This window comes from Janthinobacterium sp. NKUCC08_JDC, assembly GCF_019345575.1.
Taxonomy (GTDB): domain Bacteria; phylum Pseudomonadota; class Gammaproteobacteria; order Burkholderiales; family Burkholderiaceae_D; genus Janthinobacterium; species Janthinobacterium aestuarii.
Window position 1 is genome coordinate 652436 of the sequence record NZ_JAHKQW010000001.1, and the last position, 15665, is coordinate 668100.

At 61.8% G+C, this 15665-nt stretch carries 13 protein-coding genes; 1 reads left to right on the forward strand and 12 read right to left on the reverse strand.

All coding sequences use genetic code 11. The annotated features are described in order from the left end of the window. Positions 1–47: 47 nt before the first annotated feature. From hisS to ndk, 6 genes are all read right to left on the reverse strand, one after another. The gene (gene hisS, locus KO538_RS03130; protein ID WP_219327449.1) at positions 48–1409 is read right to left on the reverse strand and encodes a histidine--tRNA ligase; all 1362 of its coding nucleotides are present in this window, start codon (positions 1407–1409) and stop codon (positions 48–50) included. Positions 1410–1466: 57 nt separating this feature from the next. Beyond that, positions 1467–2741 (reverse strand): flavodoxin-dependent (E)-4-hydroxy-3-methylbut-2-enyl-diphosphate synthase, encoded by a 1275-nt coding sequence (gene ispG / locus KO538_RS03135; protein WP_070301527.1) that lies wholly within the window; start codon positions 2739–2741, stop codon positions 1467–1469. A 38-nt stretch (positions 2742–2779) separates the two neighbouring features. Next, a complete protein-coding gene (locus KO538_RS03140; protein WP_034752034.1) occupies positions 2780–3754 on the reverse strand; it encodes a helix-turn-helix domain-containing protein in 975 nt (324 codons plus the stop codon). Positions 3755–3767: 13 nt separating this feature from the next. Then, positions 3768–4556 carry a type IV pilus biogenesis/stability protein PilW gene (pilW, locus tag KO538_RS03145; RefSeq protein WP_257620135.1) on the reverse strand — a complete coding sequence of 263 codons (789 nt, stop codon included), beginning with the start codon at positions 4554–4556 and terminating at the stop codon, positions 3768–3770. Positions 4557–4567: 11 nt separating this feature from the next. Then, positions 4568–5743, reverse strand: coding sequence for a 23S rRNA (adenine(2503)-C(2))-methyltransferase RlmN (gene rlmN / locus KO538_RS03150; RefSeq protein WP_034752035.1), 1176 nt, complete (start codon positions 5741–5743; stop codon positions 4568–4570). Positions 5744–5868: 125 nt separating this feature from the next. Beyond that, positions 5869–6285 (reverse strand): nucleoside-diphosphate kinase, encoded by a 417-nt coding sequence (ndk, locus tag KO538_RS03155; RefSeq protein WP_034752036.1) that lies wholly within the window; start codon positions 6283–6285, stop codon positions 5869–5871. 220 nt (positions 6286–6505) lie between these two features. On the opposite strand from ndk, the gene KO538_RS03160 reads away from it, so the two are divergent. Continuing rightward, positions 6506–7192 (forward strand): Bax inhibitor-1/YccA family protein, encoded by a 687-nt coding sequence (locus tag KO538_RS03160; protein ID WP_034752039.1) that lies wholly within the window; start codon positions 6506–6508, stop codon positions 7190–7192. Between the two features lie 57 nt (positions 7193–7249). Here the strand turns inward: KO538_RS03160 and KO538_RS03165 are convergent, their stop codons facing one another. The 6 genes from KO538_RS03165 to rpoS form a co-directional block, all read right to left on the reverse strand. Beyond that, the gene (locus KO538_RS03165) at positions 7250–8095 is read right to left on the reverse strand and encodes a LysR family transcriptional regulator (RefSeq protein WP_072452605.1); all 846 of its coding nucleotides are present in this window, start codon (positions 8093–8095) and stop codon (positions 7250–7252) included. Positions 8096–8107: 12 nt separating this feature from the next. Next, positions 8108–9268, reverse strand: coding sequence for a cyclopropane fatty acyl phospholipid synthase (gene cfa, locus KO538_RS03170; RefSeq protein WP_219327729.1), 1161 nt, complete (start codon positions 9266–9268; stop codon positions 8108–8110). A 243-nt stretch (positions 9269–9511) separates the two neighbouring features. After that, positions 9512–10552, reverse strand: a complete 1041-nt coding sequence (locus KO538_RS03175; protein ID WP_219327451.1) for a cupin-like domain-containing protein — start codon at positions 10550–10552, stop codon at positions 9512–9514. A gap of 77 nt (positions 10553–10629) precedes the next feature. Further along, complete coding sequence (locus KO538_RS03180; RefSeq protein ID WP_268748775.1) at positions 10630–12561, reverse strand: glycosyl hydrolase family 18 protein; 1932 nt, start codon at positions 12559–12561, stop codon at positions 10630–10632. Between the two features lie 481 nt (positions 12562–13042). Next, entirely contained in the window at positions 13043–14383 is a 1341-nt protein-coding gene (gene rlmD / locus KO538_RS03185; protein WP_219327452.1) for a 23S rRNA (uracil(1939)-C(5))-methyltransferase RlmD, read from the reverse strand. 242 nt (positions 14384–14625) lie between these two features. Next, positions 14626–15657 carry an RNA polymerase sigma factor RpoS gene (gene rpoS, locus KO538_RS03190; RefSeq protein WP_128142399.1) on the reverse strand — a complete coding sequence of 344 codons (1032 nt, stop codon included), beginning with the start codon at positions 15655–15657 and terminating at the stop codon, positions 14626–14628. Between the last annotated feature and the right edge of the window lie 8 nt (positions 15658–15665).

Sequence of the window (15665 nt, forward strand, 5' to 3'; positions counted from 1 at the left end):
CAGTTTTAATGAGTAGTTGATCGAGGGTAGAACGGTCTTGCGTCAAATCAATGGTGATGATGCACGTGGCCGCCAGGACCGTGGTCATGGCCGCAATCGTGGTCGCCGATGATCTGGTCCACCACGTAATCGACGACGTCGTCGAACGGCACCGTGTTCTGCTGCGCGCCCGCATCGGCTTCGCGCATGGCTTTCACCGTCGCGACATTATTGACGATTTCATCGTCGCCCATGATCACGGCAAACGCCGCACCGCTGGCGTCCGCCTTTTTCATTTGCGTCTTGAAGCTGCCGCCACCGTTGCTCGCTGCGCAATGTAGCACAACGTCCAGGCCGGCATCGCGAATCCGCTCGGCCAGCACGAACGCTTGCAAGCCTGCCTGCTCGCCCTGGTGCACCAGATAGACGTCGCACTGGGCTGGCTGCTCCGGCTCGGCCGCGTCCTTCATCAGCAGCACCAGGCGTTCGACGCCCATGCCGAAACCGACGGCAGGCGTCGATTTGCCGCCAAACATTTCCACCATGCCGTCATAGCGGCCGCCGGCGCAGACCGTGCCTTGCGCGCCCAGCTTGTCGCTGACCCACTCGAACACCGTGCGGTTGTAGTAATCGAGGCCGCGCACCAGGCGTGGATTGATGATGAAGGGAATATTGTTGTGGTTCAGAATCTTCTGCACGCCGTGGAAATGGGCCAGCGATTCCTCGCCCAGGTACTCGAGCAGCTTCGGCGCGCCATTGACCAGGTCCTGCATGGCAGGATTCTTGGTATCGAGGATGCGCAGCGGATTGCTGTGCAGGCGGCGCTTGGCTTCTTCGTCGAGCAGCTCGCTGTGGCTTTCCAGGTAGGCGATCAGGTCGGCGCGGTGGCGCAGGCGCTCGGCCGCGTCGCCGATCGAGTTCAGTTCCAGGCGGATGCCTTCCAGGCCCAGGTCATCCCACAGGCGGCGCGTCATCATGATCAGCTCGGCGTCGATGTCCGGGCCCGTGAAGCCGATGGCTTCCGCGCCGAACTGGTGGAACTGGCGGTAGCGGCCCTTTTGCGGACGCTCGTGGCGGAACATCTGGCCCTTGTACCACAGGCGTTTCGGGCCTTCGTAGACGAGGTTGTGCTCGACGACGGCGCGCACCACGCCGGCCGTGCCTTCAGGGCGCAGGGTCAGGTTGTCGCCGTTCATCGAATCGGTGAACGAATACATTTCCTTTTCCACGATATCGGTCACGGCGCCGATGGCGCGCGCGAACAATTTCGTTTCTTCCACGATCGGCGTGCGGATCTGCTGGAAGCCATAGCTTTGCAGTACGGATTGCGCCGTGTTTTCAAACAGTTCCCACAGCGGGGCGTCAGCTGGCAGGATATCGTTCATGCCTTTGACGGCGGTGATTTTGTCGAGCTTTTTATTTTCGGACATAGTGTTCTTCTTTGCTTTAACTTGATTGCCGGATGACGCGCACAGCGCTAATCCGACCTACGCCGTTGCCGTGGCGGCGGCGCCGTAATGGCTTTTAACATAATTGAGGACGATGTCCTGGAATTCCTCGACGATGCGTTCGCCGCGCAGGGTGACGACTTTTTCACCGTCGACAAACACGGGCGCGGCAGGCGACTCGCCCGTGCCGGGCAGGCTGATGCCGATGTTCGCATGCTTCGATTCGCCGGGACCGTTGACGATGCAGCCCATGACGGCCACGTTCATCGCTTCCACGCCCGGATACGATTTCTTCCACTCCGGCATCTGCTCGCGCAGATACGTCTGGATGTTGTCGGCCAGCTCCTGGAAGGTGGTCGACGTCGTGCGGCCGCAACCGGGACAGGCGATGACCATGGGCGCGAACTTGCGCAAGCCCATGGTTTGCAAAATTTCCTGGCCGACGATGACTTCACGCGTGCGGTCGCCGCCCGGTTCGGGCGTGAGCGAAATGCGGATGGTGTCGCCGATGCCTTCCTGCAGCAGCACGGCCAGGGCCGCCGTCGAAGCGACGATGCCCTTGCTGCCCATGCCCGCTTCCGTCAGGCCCAGGTGCAGCGGATAATCGCAGCGCTGCGCCAGTTCGCGGTACACGGCGATCAGGTCCTGCACGCCCGAGACCTTGCACGACAGGATGATCTTGTCGCGCGCCAGGCCCAGTTCTTCGGCGCGCACGGCGTTTTCAATCGCCGACGTCACCAGCGCTTCATACATGACGGCTTGCGCCGGCCACGGTTCGGCGCGGCCCGCGTTTTCATCCATGATGCGTGCCAGCAAGGCTTGATCGAGGCTGCCCCAGTTCACGCCGATGCGCACCGGCTTGTCGTAGCGGCAAGCCGCTTCGATCATTTGCGCAAATTGCGTGTCGCGCTTGGCGCCCTTGCCCACGTTGCCCGGATTGATGCGGTACTTCGACAGCGCGCGCGCGCAATCGGGGTAGTCGTTGAGCAGGGTATGGCCGTTATAGTGGAAATCGCCGACCAGCGGCACGTCGATATCCATCTTGTCGAGCTGCTCGCGGATGTAGGGCACGGCCGCAGCCGCTTCCGGACGGTCCACCGTCAGGCGCACCAGTTCCGAACCGGCACGCGCCAGTTCCTTGATCTGGATCGCCGTGCCGATGGCGTCGGCCGTATCCGTGTTCGTCATCGACTGCACCACCACGGGGGCGTCGCCGCCCACCCAGATCTGGCGCTGGCCGTGCGCGATCAGCACCTTGCGGCTGTCGCGCCGGCCGGATGGACCGGAGCCGATCGCTGTTTTCGAGGTAGCCATAATATTATCTTCTGAGTTTGCTTGAATGGTTACTGCAATTATTTGATGCTGACGCGCGAGATCGTGCCGCCGGCAACGGTCGGCAGCTCCAGCTTGGCGCCGCGCAAGGTTGCCTGCACCACACCGGGCTTGCCCACCACCAGGGTGGCCGGTCCCGTGATATCGAACGTTTCCGTGCTGCCCGCCTTGACCATGCGCGAAATCAGCGGCGTGCTGCCTGGGCGGCGGATTTCCACCCAGGAATCCTGCTCCACCTTCAGTACCAGCGCATTCGCGCCCACGGCAGGGGCAGCCACGGGCGGCGTGACGGCAGCCGTCGCGGCTGTCGCAGGGGCTGGCACGGCGACTGGCGGCACGGCGGCGGCCGGCGCCGAAGCGATGGCGGAAGCCGGAGCGCCCGTCTGCGTATCGTTGCCTGGTGGCGGCGGTACGGAAATCAGGGGCACGGACGGCGACTGCACGGGCGTCAAGTCCTGGCCCGGCTTGACCAGGGTCGTTTCCACGGGGCCCACTTCCGCATGCGATGTTTCCTTCCCGGCCTGCGAGGACAGCAGGCTGGCCGGCACATAACCGAGTTTATACGCGCCAAAGGCGGCCGCCACGACGACGGCCACGGCGCCGGCGATCCACAGGGGCGTCTGGTTCGACGAGCGCTGCGTCATCGACGGGAAGCGCGATTCGGAAAACGTGGCGGAAATCTCGCGCCGTACGGGCGCGGCCGGGTCTTGCGCCGGCGCCGGGTGGACTTCGATCATGGCCACCAGCGGTGCCGCGTCGAGACGCACGACCTTGGCGTAGGCGCGCACGAAACCGCGCACCACGGCCAGGTTCGGCAAGGCCGCCATGTCGCCCTCTTCCAGCGCGACCACCTGGCGCGGCGCCAGCTTGAGCTGGTCGGCCACCTGCTCCACCGGCCAGCCCAGCGCTTCGCGCTGCGCCTTCAACTGCGCGCCTGCCAACGCCAGATTGCCCTGGGGCTGCTGCTGAGGCGTTTCTGCCCACTCTGAATTCATTGGTATCCCTGTCTCACTCATCAAACGCCCCATTTTGATAAGCAGCATATTCGGGGGAGCCGGCATGGTGGTTGCGCAAATGCGCCCCCAGGCCAGCTTCCGCACCCGCATCCCCGAGCTTATGCTGCACCTTGATCCCGAGCCACAGCACATCGGCCGTCTGGCTCTCCATTGTTACTATCTTACCGAGCCGCTGCAAATAATAAGCCGCCTGCCGGTAGTCTTGCTGTTGGTAATACACGCGCACCAGGCCGGCGTTCGTCACTGCCACGTCCGGTGCGATGCGTACGGCGCGCATCCAATACGCGCCCGCACGCGGGTAATCGTTCAGGGCCAGGCTGCAAGCGCCCCCATTGTTGAGCGCTTTTTCCGGCGACACATACGCCGCATCCGCCAATGCCGCATCGAAATACGCCAGCGATTGCGCGGCGCGTCCCGTCTGGCACAAAAACAGGCCGTAATTATTGCTCAACTCAGGATTGTGGGGCGCAAGGTGCAAAGCGTAAAGGAAATCTTTCTCGGCAGACGCAGTTTGCCGCTGGGCCGCAAGGATCAGGGCGCGCACGCCATACGCTTGCGCATCGTTCGGCGCCAGTTGCACGGCTTGCTGCGCTTCGGCCAGGGCCACGTCGAGCTGGCCTTGCGCATAGTACGCGCTGGCCAGCTGCAAGCGCAGCACGGCGCGTTCCGGCGCACCCGCCTGCACGTCTCTGGCGACCGTGTCCGGCGTGGAAGAGGCACAGCCGACCAGCAGCACGGCCAGGCAAACAGCGGCCACAGCAAGCGAGCGTTGGTAAGCCATGCCTTCCCTCATCAGGAGCGGATCTCCACGATCTTGCCGAAATTAGCGCCAAATTTCTGTTGATACTCAGTCATCTTTTCCATGCGTTCCTGCACCCGGGTGCGGTCCTTGACTTCGCCGGCCAGCTGGCCGCAGGCCGCATCGATATCATCGCCGCGCGTCTTGCGCACGGTGGTGATGATGCCGCCATCCATCAGCACCTGGGCAAACGCCTTGATGCGCGGGTTTTTCGAACGGAACAGGCCCGACTCGGGGAAGGGGTTGAACGGGATCAGGTTGAACTTGCAGTTCACGCCGAACTCGCGGTCTTGCACCAGCGCCAGCAGCTCACGCGCGTGCTCGTCGCTGTCGTTGACGCCGTCGAGCATGCAGTATTCAAACGTGATGAAATCGCGCGGGGCGAATTCCAGGTAGCGCTTGCAGGCCGCCATCAATTCCTTCAGCGGGTATTTCTTGTTCAGTGGAATCAAGCCATCGCGCAAGGCATCGTTCGAGGCGTGCAGCGAGACGGCCAGGGCCACCGGCACTTCCTGCGACAGCTTGTCCATCATCGGCACGACGCCCGACGTCGACAGGGTCACGCGGCGGCGCGACAGGCCGTAGGCGTTGTCGTCGAGCATCAATTTCAGGGCCGTGACGGTCGGCTCGAAGTTCAGCAGGGGCTCGCCCATGCCCATCATGACCACGTTGGTGATCTGGCGCTCGCCTTTCGGGCCCGGTTCGATGCCCTTGGTGCGGCGCAATTCGAATTCCGCCATCCACAGCTGGCCGATGATTTCGCCCACACTGAGGTTGCGGTTGAAGCCTTGCTTGCCCGTCGAGCAGAAACGGCAGTTCACGGCGCAGCCGGCCTGGGTCGAGATGCACAGGGTGCCGCGGTTTTCTTCCGGAATGAACACGGTTTCCACGGCATTGCCATTGCCCACGTCGACCAGCCACTTGCGCGTGCCATCCGTCGACGTATGGTCGCTGATGATGGCCGGGGCGCGCACTTCGGCGCGCGTGGCCAGCTTGTCGCGCAGCGACTTGGCCAGATCCGTCATGGCGTCAAAGTCGGAGGCGCCGAACTGGTGTATCCAGCGTTGCAATTGTTTCGCACGAAACGGTTTCTCTCCCAACTCGGCGCAGTAGGCGATGAGTTGCGCGGGATCGAGGTCCAGCAAGTTGGTGAGGGTCGTCGTATTCATGATCTTGTCTATTCTAAAAATCCGTCCCCGCGCGCATCCGGAGCGAACACTCCACAGCGCAGCGGGAACAGGGGGTGATAAGTTATTTCACAGATAACGCCAGGAAATAACGTTATCTAAGGCAATTAAGCCTTCAGTTCTGGGAAGAAGTAAGCGATTTCCACTTTAGCAGCTTCGACAGCGTCGGAACCGTGTACGGCGTTTGCGTCGATCGAATCGGCGAAATCGGCGCGGATCGTGCCTTTTTCTGCTTTCTTCGGATCGGTCGCGCCCATCAGGTCACGGTGGGCCAGAACGGCGTTTTCGCCTTCCAGGGCTTGAATCATGACCGGACCGGAAACCATGAAGTCGACCAGATCCTTGAAGAAGCCGCGTTCTTTGTGCGCTGCGTAGAAGCCTTCAGCTTGTTCGCGCGACAGTTGGGTCATGCGTGCTGCAACGATTTTCAGGCCAGCGTTTTCAAAACGCGAGTAGATTTGACCGATTACGTTTTTTGCAACTGCGTCTGGTTTGATGATCGACAGGGTGCGTTCGATTGCCATGTGTGAAAACTCCAATAAAAAGTAAGGTTTAAAACGGTAAATTGAGAACTCAATCAACCTTTGATTTTACCATACTCCACCCCATATCACCCAGACAGGCAGGGGGCATCTTGCCGCCCCCCCCTGTTTAATGAAATCTTAAGCTGCTTTTTTGGCAAATTCCGGCCCTCATGCTATCCTTGAGTAAAGCAGTAATTTGAATTGACAACACGGAGGCACTATGAATCAGAACATGCAACGCACCTTTGACCTGTCGGGGGGCATGCAGCAAGTCCGCCATCAGGTCTTGCGCAACACTTACTGGCTGCTGGCGCTGTCCATGATCCCGACCGTGCTGGGCGCCTTCATCGGCGTGCAAATGCATTTGCCGATGCTGACCGGCGGCATGGGCTTCATCATCTTCATGGCCGTCGCATTCGGCTTCATGTACGCGATTGAAAAGACGAAGAACTCGGGCCTCGGCGTCGCCGTCCTGCTGGGCTTCACCTTCTTCATGGGCCTGATGCTCACGCCTATCCTGACGCGCACGCTCGGCTACTCGAACGGCGGCATGCTGATCATGACGGCATTCGGCGGCACGGCCACCATCCTGGCCGTGATGGCGACGATCGCCACGGTCTCGAAGCGCGACTTCTCGGCCATGGGCAAATGGCTGTTCGCCGGCGTGATCGTGCTGATCCTCGCATCGGTGGCAAACATTTTCCTGGGCCTGTCGGCACTGTCGATCGTGATCTCCATGGTCGCCATCGCCATCTTCTCGGCCTACATCCTGTATGACGTGCAGCAAATCATCAACGGCGGCGAGACCAACTACATCTCGGCCACCCTGCGCATCTACCTGGACGTGTACAACATCTTCACCAGCCTGTTGTCACTTTTAGGTTTCGCCGGCGGCAGCCGCGACTAAGTATTGCGCTTAAACGAAAAGCCGACCCTCGGGTCGGCTTTTTTACGTCCACAGCATTTACTTGATCCTCTCCGCCACCTCGAGCAGGCAGGCGCGGGCGCGGTCCAGGGTCGGGTTGTCGCGCTGGGCCGCGTAGACGGCGTAAGCCGAATGCGAGAATTCGGGCGCGTCGCGCACGCGGTGCAGCAAGCCCGCATCGAGATAGGGTTGCGCGCTGCCGATGCGAAAATAACTGGCGCCACCCGCTTCCAGCAGGTAGACGAGGGCCAGCGGACCCAGCGAGATCGACACGGGCGGGCTGCTCAGTTCCGGATACGCGGCCTGGTGGTTCGCGGCAAACGCCGGGCCCCAGTCCACGTACACGTACGTATCGGCATGCATCTGCCCGTCGGCGCGCGTGGTCACCATCACGAGCTTTTCCTCGGCCAGCAATTCGCTGGCCAGGCCCGGACGCTGCGGCGGGTTGTACAGCACGGCCAGGTCGAGCGAGCCGTCGTGCACGGCGTCGAGCAGGCGCGCGGGGCTGTCGACTTCCGCGCGCAGGGCGATCTCGGGGCAATCGCGGCTCATGCGTATCAACCAGTCGCCGAGCAGCGGCTGCCACAAACTCAGTTCGCAGCCGATGCTGACGGCGTCGTCGCGCCCCGGCGGCAAGGCCACCTGATGCCGCGCCCGTTCCCACACCTGCACCATGGTGGCCGCATGGCGCATGAAGCGCTCGCCGGCCGGCGTCAGGCGCGCGCCCGCCTTGTTGCGCACGAACAGCTGGCGCCCCAGCTGCTGCTCCAGGGTGCGGATGCGGGCGCTGACGGCCGTCTGTGTCACGTGCATGCGTTCGGCCGCCATGATGAAGCTGCCGCAGGACGCCACTTCGAGGAAGGTACGCGCTTGATTGATATCCATCAGTCCATGATATCAGCTGACACGTTCATAGCCGCCCAATACGCCCTGCTTCGACAGCACCCATTGCCACAGCTGCAGGTCGCGCGCGCGGAAAGCACCGGCGCAGGACAGCAGATAGTATGACCACATGCGGTGGAAGCGCTCGCCCAGCTGGGCGGCAAAGCGCGGCCACGCCAGCTCAAAATTCGCATGCCAGGCCATCAGGGTCTTGTCATAGTCGGCGCCGAAGTTGTGCAAGTCCTCGGCCACGAACAGATCGTCCATGGCGTCGCCGATCTGGCCGACCGATGGCAGGTCGCCATTCGGGAAGATGTATTTGTCGATCCACGGATCGCACGTGGAATGGCGCTTGTTTTTGCCGATCGTGTGCAGCAGGAACAGGCCGTCGTCTTCCAGGCAGCGGTGCGCCACTTCCATGAAGGTACGGTGATTCTTGTGGCCCACGTGCTCGAACATGCCGATGCTGACGATGCGGTCGAATTTTTCATCGGTGTCGCGGTAGTCCTGCAGGCGGATGTCCAGGTGCTCGCCGCCCGGCATGGCGCGCGCATACGCGGCCTGCTCTTGTGAAATCGTCACGCCCACGCACCGCACCTGGTATTTTTCCGCTGCATAGCGCATGAAACTGCCCCAGCCGCAGCCGATATCGAGCACGCGCATGCCTGGCTCCAGGCGCAGCTTGCGGCAGACCAGATCGAGCTTGGCTTCCTGCGCCTCGGCCAGGCTGGCCGCATCCTTCCAGTAGCCGCAGGTATACGTCATGCGCGGGTCGAGCATGGCCGCATAGAAGGCGTTACCGAGGTCGTAGTGTTCCTTGCCCACCATCCAGGCGCGGCGTTCCGTCTGCAGATTGAACAGGCGCGCGGTCAGCGCGTGGAAGGCCAGGCGCATGGGGCGCACGTCGTCGCCCAACCTGGCGCGCAGCAAATGGCAAAAGAATTCGTCGAGCTGCTGCGCATCCCAGTCGCCATCCATGTAGGCTTCACCGAGGCCCAGGTTACCGCTGGCGAAGGCGCGCTCGGGCACGCCCGGCTTGCGCAGCTGCATGTCCCAGGCGGCGCGGCCATTCAAATGGATATCGGCCCTGGCCAGCAGCTCGGCCGCTTCGCGGGTCAGCCTTGTGTCGAGCCGAAGTTCAGTACGATCTGCTGGTGCTTGCTGTAACTGTGTCATGTGCTGCGTGTTCATGCCCTGCCGCCTCCGGATGGTTGTCGGTGCTGGCGCCGCGCCAGCCATCAAATTATCCGCCCGCCATGAGCATCTGGATAATGAAACATCGTGGCCATTCATATCAAAATAATTGCTGCAAAATGACTTGAATCAATTATTTTATGGAAATATCTTATACAAGAAGCGCACCGTAGCATGAAAAAAGCCGCCCATAAGGCGGCTGTTCGCGGCATCTTGGCCCCACCATCAGAAGTCGTGATTCGATGGATACTTGCTGTAAAAATCGTTATCCCATTTGAAGTTGGTAAACGCCACCGTCATCGATACGTCGAGCGCTTCGACGAAATGCCAGCAGCCGACGGGCAAAAACAGGATCTCGCCCGGCGCCAGCACGCATTCGCGCACCTGCACGTCGGCCATCAGCGGGTAGCGCCGCACGTCGATGTCGCGCCCGTCGACGGGCGTAAAACAGTGGCGCTGGTTGTACACGCGCGCCACCTCGCAGGCAGCCATGATGCGCAGGCGCTTGCGCCCTTTGACCTGCGCCATGAAGTTGTTCGTCAGGTCGTGGTGGAATGGCGTCACGGTGCCGGCCGGGCCGAACCACAGAAAGCCCGTGCGGCCGCCATCCTGCTTCAGGTATTCGGGCAGCTGGCCGATATCGTCCCATAGCTCGCGCAGGGCTTGCCGGTTCTGCGAATTGTTATTCGCCGTCATATAGAAATCGTTGGTCGCGCCGCTGCCCTCGACCAGGCTGGCATACTCGCCAAATGCCATCTTGCGCTTGTGGGCCACGCTGTTCATTTCGTACTGCGCATCGGCTTCGCGGCCGAACTGCACCTCCACTTCGCGCTGCGCGTAATGCTCGCGGAAATAGGCGGGACTCCACTTGGCCAAGGCGGGCCAGTCGTCCATCATGCCAGTGATGATAACAGGCTGGTTGGTGGAGTAGTACTCGTCGAGGAATTCCTGCGCCGTCAATTTGTCGCGGCGGGGAATCTCGGGGTCGCGCAGCTGGTTCAGCTTGCGCTGGATGTCGATCACCCAGTCGCGCTTGGCCAGACGGTTCGACAGGCGCACGGCACCGGCCAGATAGGGGCTTTGCAGCGCCAGCTCGATTTCGCGGCGCGCCAGGGGCTCCGCGATGCCGGCCTGTTGCAGCACCGGCATCAGCGCCGACGGATGGCTGCCCAGCATGAGGTTTTCCGCGATCCAGCTGCGCCATTCGCGGCTCAACTCCTGCTCCTGCTCCTGCTGCTTGACTCCGAATGTCGATACCGCCGCCATCGCCCGTCTCCTGTTTTTTATGTGAACAAGCGGCCGGACAGCAATGCCGCCCGGCCGCGTCTTACTCTACTCCAGTGTTACCGCACTTTCCACACCTCGGTCGCCAGCACGCCATTCGCGTCGCCATCGAGTTCCCACGAGAACGCGCCGCGCAAGCCTTGGTCTTTCACGTATTTCACCTTGGTGCCGATGACGGTCGGGTCATCATAGCTCCACCACTGGCCGCCCGCACCCGTGTACAGGTACAACTGCTTGGTCACGGGATGGTAGTAGCGCGTGCCAGCCTTAGCCACGAGGATTTTGTAGTCCTCGATGCCCGACTCGTACGTGCCCGGTGCCATGCCCGTGGCCGCCTGGTACAAGCCATCGCCATTCGGCCCCGGTGCCACGCCCGTCCAGCCACGGCCATAGAACGGTATGCCCAGCAGCAGCTTGTCGCGCGGCACGCCGGCGGCAATCATGTACTGCACCGCCTTGTCGCCCACGTATTCGCGCGCCATGCCCGTCGACGGATCGGCAGGGTCGGCAAACAGCTGGGCATTGAAGTTGGTGCTCGTTTCCCAGCCGCCGTGGAAGTCGTAGGTCATCAGGTTGATCCAATCCATGTACTGCGAGTACAGGGCCGGTTCCGTGTTGTCGATCTTGTCCTTGCCGGCGCCGACAGCCGCCGTCAACAGGTAGCGCTTGCCGTTGGCCGCACCGAGCGCATCGAGCTGGCTGCGGAATTCCGCCATCAGCAAGGTGAAATTACGCTTGTCGTTCGGGCTGACCGTGTTGTACGGCTGGCCGCCGCCAACCGGATATTCCCAATCGATGTCGATGCCGTCAAAGATGTTGGCCGCCGCGCCCACGCCGCCGCGACCGCCCTGCACCGGCAGGTTGCCCTTGATGTAGATGTCGATGCACGAGCGCACCATCTGCTTGCGCAGCGCATCCGTGGCCGAACCGACGGAGAAGTTCTTCGACCAGCTCCAGCCGCCCAGCGAAATGAACAGCTTCAGGTTCGGGTGCGCCGCCTTCAGCTTTTTCAGCTGCAGGAAGTTGCCCGACAATGGAGCGTCCCATGGAATGACCTGGCCATCGACGGTGCGCTTCGGCGTGCGGATGTAGTCGGCCTCGGCATCGCCGCCCGTGCCCGCATCGGGCGAATTGGGATTTGTCGCGCCCGGCTCGGCCTTGGTGATCATGCCGCATTCATAACCGCCGTTTTTCGGGTAGATATTGCCGAAGGCGTAGTTGATGAAGGTCAGCTTGTCAGCCACGCCGCTCGTGTGCACGTTCGCCACTTCATAGTCGCGGCCATACACGCCCCACTGCGCGAAATAGGAACCGACTTCGCGGCCCGTTGGGGTCGGCGTTGGGGTTGGAGTAGGTGTCGGCGTTGGAGTAGGCGTCGGTGTAGGTGTCGGAGTCGGTGTTGGCGTTGGAGTAGGCGTCGGAGTCGGAGTCGGCGTGGTGCTGCAGATCTCCTGGCTGGTCCACGGCTTACCTGTGCCGGCGCCGCCGCTGCTGGTCGACGGGTTGTCGCCCTGCGTCCAGTAATTGGCGCGGTAATTCGTGCCAGCATAGCTGACAGTGGCGCCCGCACTGTAAGCCGTGCCGGCCGCCCACGCCAGTGCGCAGGTGCCGCCGGTTGGCGTCGGGGTCGGCGTAGGCGTTGGGGTCGGCGTTGGTTCCGGTGTCGGGGTGGGCGTCGGCGTCGGGGTGGGAGTCGGCGTCGGGGTCGGTGTGGTGCCGCCGTCGCAAGTGCCGCCGGCGCTCCACAGGCTAGGCGTGGAGACGGGATTCCAGCCCGAGCCCACGTGATCGGTCTGCGTCACCAGGGCCGTGTAGTTGGCCCCCAGGTACGTGACCACCGTGCCCGCGTTGTACGTGCCGCCCTCCTGCCACGGCACGCAAGCGACGACCGTGCTGGCCGCCAGCAATTGCGAACCAGCAGGTGCGCCGGCGTCACCGCCGCCACCGCCGCATGCCGCCAGCACGCCGCCGCTGGCCAGACATACCATCATGTTCCTGATTGTTTTTTTGAGTATTAAATTTTCCACGTTGTCTCCTGTTCAGGTTTGCAGAAATGCCACTCTGCCTCGTAAATAACTACCCTGTGATCTTGTTTTTTTGCAGTTGCAAGAACAGCATGCTGCTGAAAAAATAGGCGGTCAAGTGGTTTTGAAGTGGCATCAAAGTGAGCAATACCACTTCGAACAGAAAGCGCAGCGGAAGGTAAAAACGGCGTGTTGTCCTACTGGACAATGAAAAAACGGCAGAGGGAGGATGAAAAAGACGCTGGAACGGGAAAAGACAGACCAGTTTTATAACACGGTGTAAGTGGTATTGGGGTGGAGGCAGAACAAAGGGTGGAATCAGTGCAAACGGCCGGGACACTCTCGGCGCGCCTGAAAAACGTTCAGAGCAAGGCGCCTTGCCGAAGACAGTACGAATAGTACGGCTAGGCAAGGCAACGCAGCTATGGACGTTTTCTCAGGTGTGCCATCAGAGCAGATCAAATACTGCCATCGACTCCACGTGGGAGGTATGCGGGAACATGTTGACCACGCCCGCCTTGCTCAGCACATAACCCGCTTCCAGCGCCAGGATGCCGGCGTCGCGCGCCAGAGTCGATGGGCTGCACGAGACGTAGACGATGCGTTTCGGCAGCAGGTCCGGACGCACTTGCGATAGGCCGACCAGCGCCTGGCACAGGGCCATGGCGCCATCGCGCGGCGGGTCGACGAGGATGCGGTCGAACTTGCCCAGCGCGATCAGATCGTCCGTCGTCACTTCGAACAGGTTACGCGTCGAGAACGAGGTTTTTTCCGCCAGGCCATTGGCCAAGGCGTTTTCCAGCGCCCGCTCCGTCAGGGTGGTGCTGCCTTCGATGCCGACCACTTCACTGCCTTGCGTGGCCAGCGGCAAGGTGAAATTGCCCAGACCACAGAACAGGTCGGCCACGCGGTCCGTCGGCTGCACTTCCAGCAAACGCAAGGCTTTCGACACCAGCACGCGATTGATGTGATGGTTCACCTGCGTGAAATCGACGGGCTTGAACGGCATCTTGACGCCGAATTCCGGCAGCAGGTAGTGCAATTGCTTGTCGAGCGGATAGAACGGCACGGCCGTTTCCGGGCCTTTCACCTGCAACCACCATTGCACGCCGTACTCGTCGGCAAAGGCTTTCAATTTCGTTTCGTCATCCGCCGTCAACGGCGCCATGATGCGCAAGACCATGGCGGTGACGTCTTCGCCCACAGCCAGCTCGATCTGCGGCATCTGGTCGAAGATGGACAGCGAACCGATCAGCGCACGCAGGGGCAGCAGCATGGCCGAGATATGCGGCGGCAGGATTTCGCAGCTATCCATGTCGGCGACAAACGCCGATTTCTTTTCATGGAAACCCACCAGCACGGCGTCTTTCTTCTTGACGTGGCGCACGGACAGGCGCGCGCGGTAGCGGTAGCCCCAGGTCGGGCCATACATGGGGCGCATGATGCTTTGCGGACGCACCTTGCCGATATGCCACAGATTGTCTTCCAGCACGCGCTGCTTGATCGCCACCTGCGCCGACGGTTCCAGGTGCTGCATCGAGCAGCCGCCGCAATTGTCGAAATGCTTGCATTTGGGCGTCACGCGCATAGCCGATTCGCGGTGCAGCGCCGTCATGCGGGCCATTTCCCAGTTCTTCTTTTTCTTGAACGTCACAAAGCTGACGCGCTCGCCCGGCAATGCGCCTTCGACAAACACAACCTTGCCCGGCGAGCCGTCTTCGTTCTCAATATGGCCAACGCCACGGGCGTCCATGTCGAGCGATTTGATTTCGATGATATTTTCTTGCATAGCGATCAATAGGTAAGAGTGGGCCAGGACGCAGGGCCGCGCTGGAACTTGAAAGAATGGGGGAAAGGTCAGGCGCCGCGAGCGGGGCGTATGATAGCAGATGCGGGCCAGCTTAAGCCCGCGGCGCAGCCGCGCCGATTCAGCGGGCCTGAGAAAATACGCAGGGCAAGGCGCATTGCCGAAGACAGTACGCCAGTACGGCGAGGCATTGCAACGCGGCCATGTGCGCTTTATCAGGCGCGCTACAAAAGGGAGTCGCGCACGACACCGCGCGCCGCCATGGCGCGTTTCAGTTTAATCAGCGCTTCCTGCTGGATCTGGCGCACGCGCTCGCGCGTCACGCCCATTTCCTCGGCCAGGGTTTCCAGCGTAGCCGGATCGTCGTTGTCGAGGCCGAAACGGCGCATGATGACGACGCGCTGCTTGTCGGGCAGCTTGGTCAGCCAGTCGCGCACGAGCACCGTCATTTCATGGTGTTCGGCGCGCGCGTCGGGGCTGTCTTCGCTGGCGCCGGGCAGCATGTCCATCAAGGACGACTGCGGGTCGTTGTCGAGCGGCGCGTCGAGCGAGGTGGCGTGCTCGGACAGGGCCAGGATATCCTGCACCTCTTCCACAGGACGGCCCACGAGGTGGGCGATATCTTCCGCGGTGGCATCCTTGCCGTCGTGGTGCTGGGCTTCCAGGTGGTATTTGCCGCGCAGGATCTGGTTCAGTTCGCGCACCATGTGCACGGGCAGGCGCACCGTGCGCGCCTGGTTCATGATGGCGCGCTCGATGCTCTGGCGTATCCACCAGGTGGCGTAGGTAGAGAAACGGAAACCGCGTTCCGGCTCGAACTTGTCGATGGCGCGCATCAGGCCGATGTTGCCCTCCTCGATCATGTCGAGCAAGACCACGCCGCGGTTGATGTAATGCTTGGCGATCGACACGACGAGGCGCAGGTTGTGCTCGATCATGGTTTGCCGGGCTTCGAAATTGCCCTGCTTGGCAAGGGTGGCGTAATGCACCTCTTGCGGCGCCGTCAGCAGGGGCCGCGTGCCGATCTGGTTCAGATAGTGCTGCGTGGTATCGGTCGACAGCTCGGCCGCCAGCACTTTTTTCAGTTCATCGACACTTTCGACCACCACGCTGACGCTGGCCACCTCGCCGCCCTCGCCCGCGTCGACGGCATCAATGCCGTCGAGCTCGCCGATATCGTCCGTCACGACTTCGTCTGCCCCGTCTTCCGGCAGTTCCGGGTCATCGTCCAGCTGATCGTGCGGCGCGTGTGTCATTGCTTTAC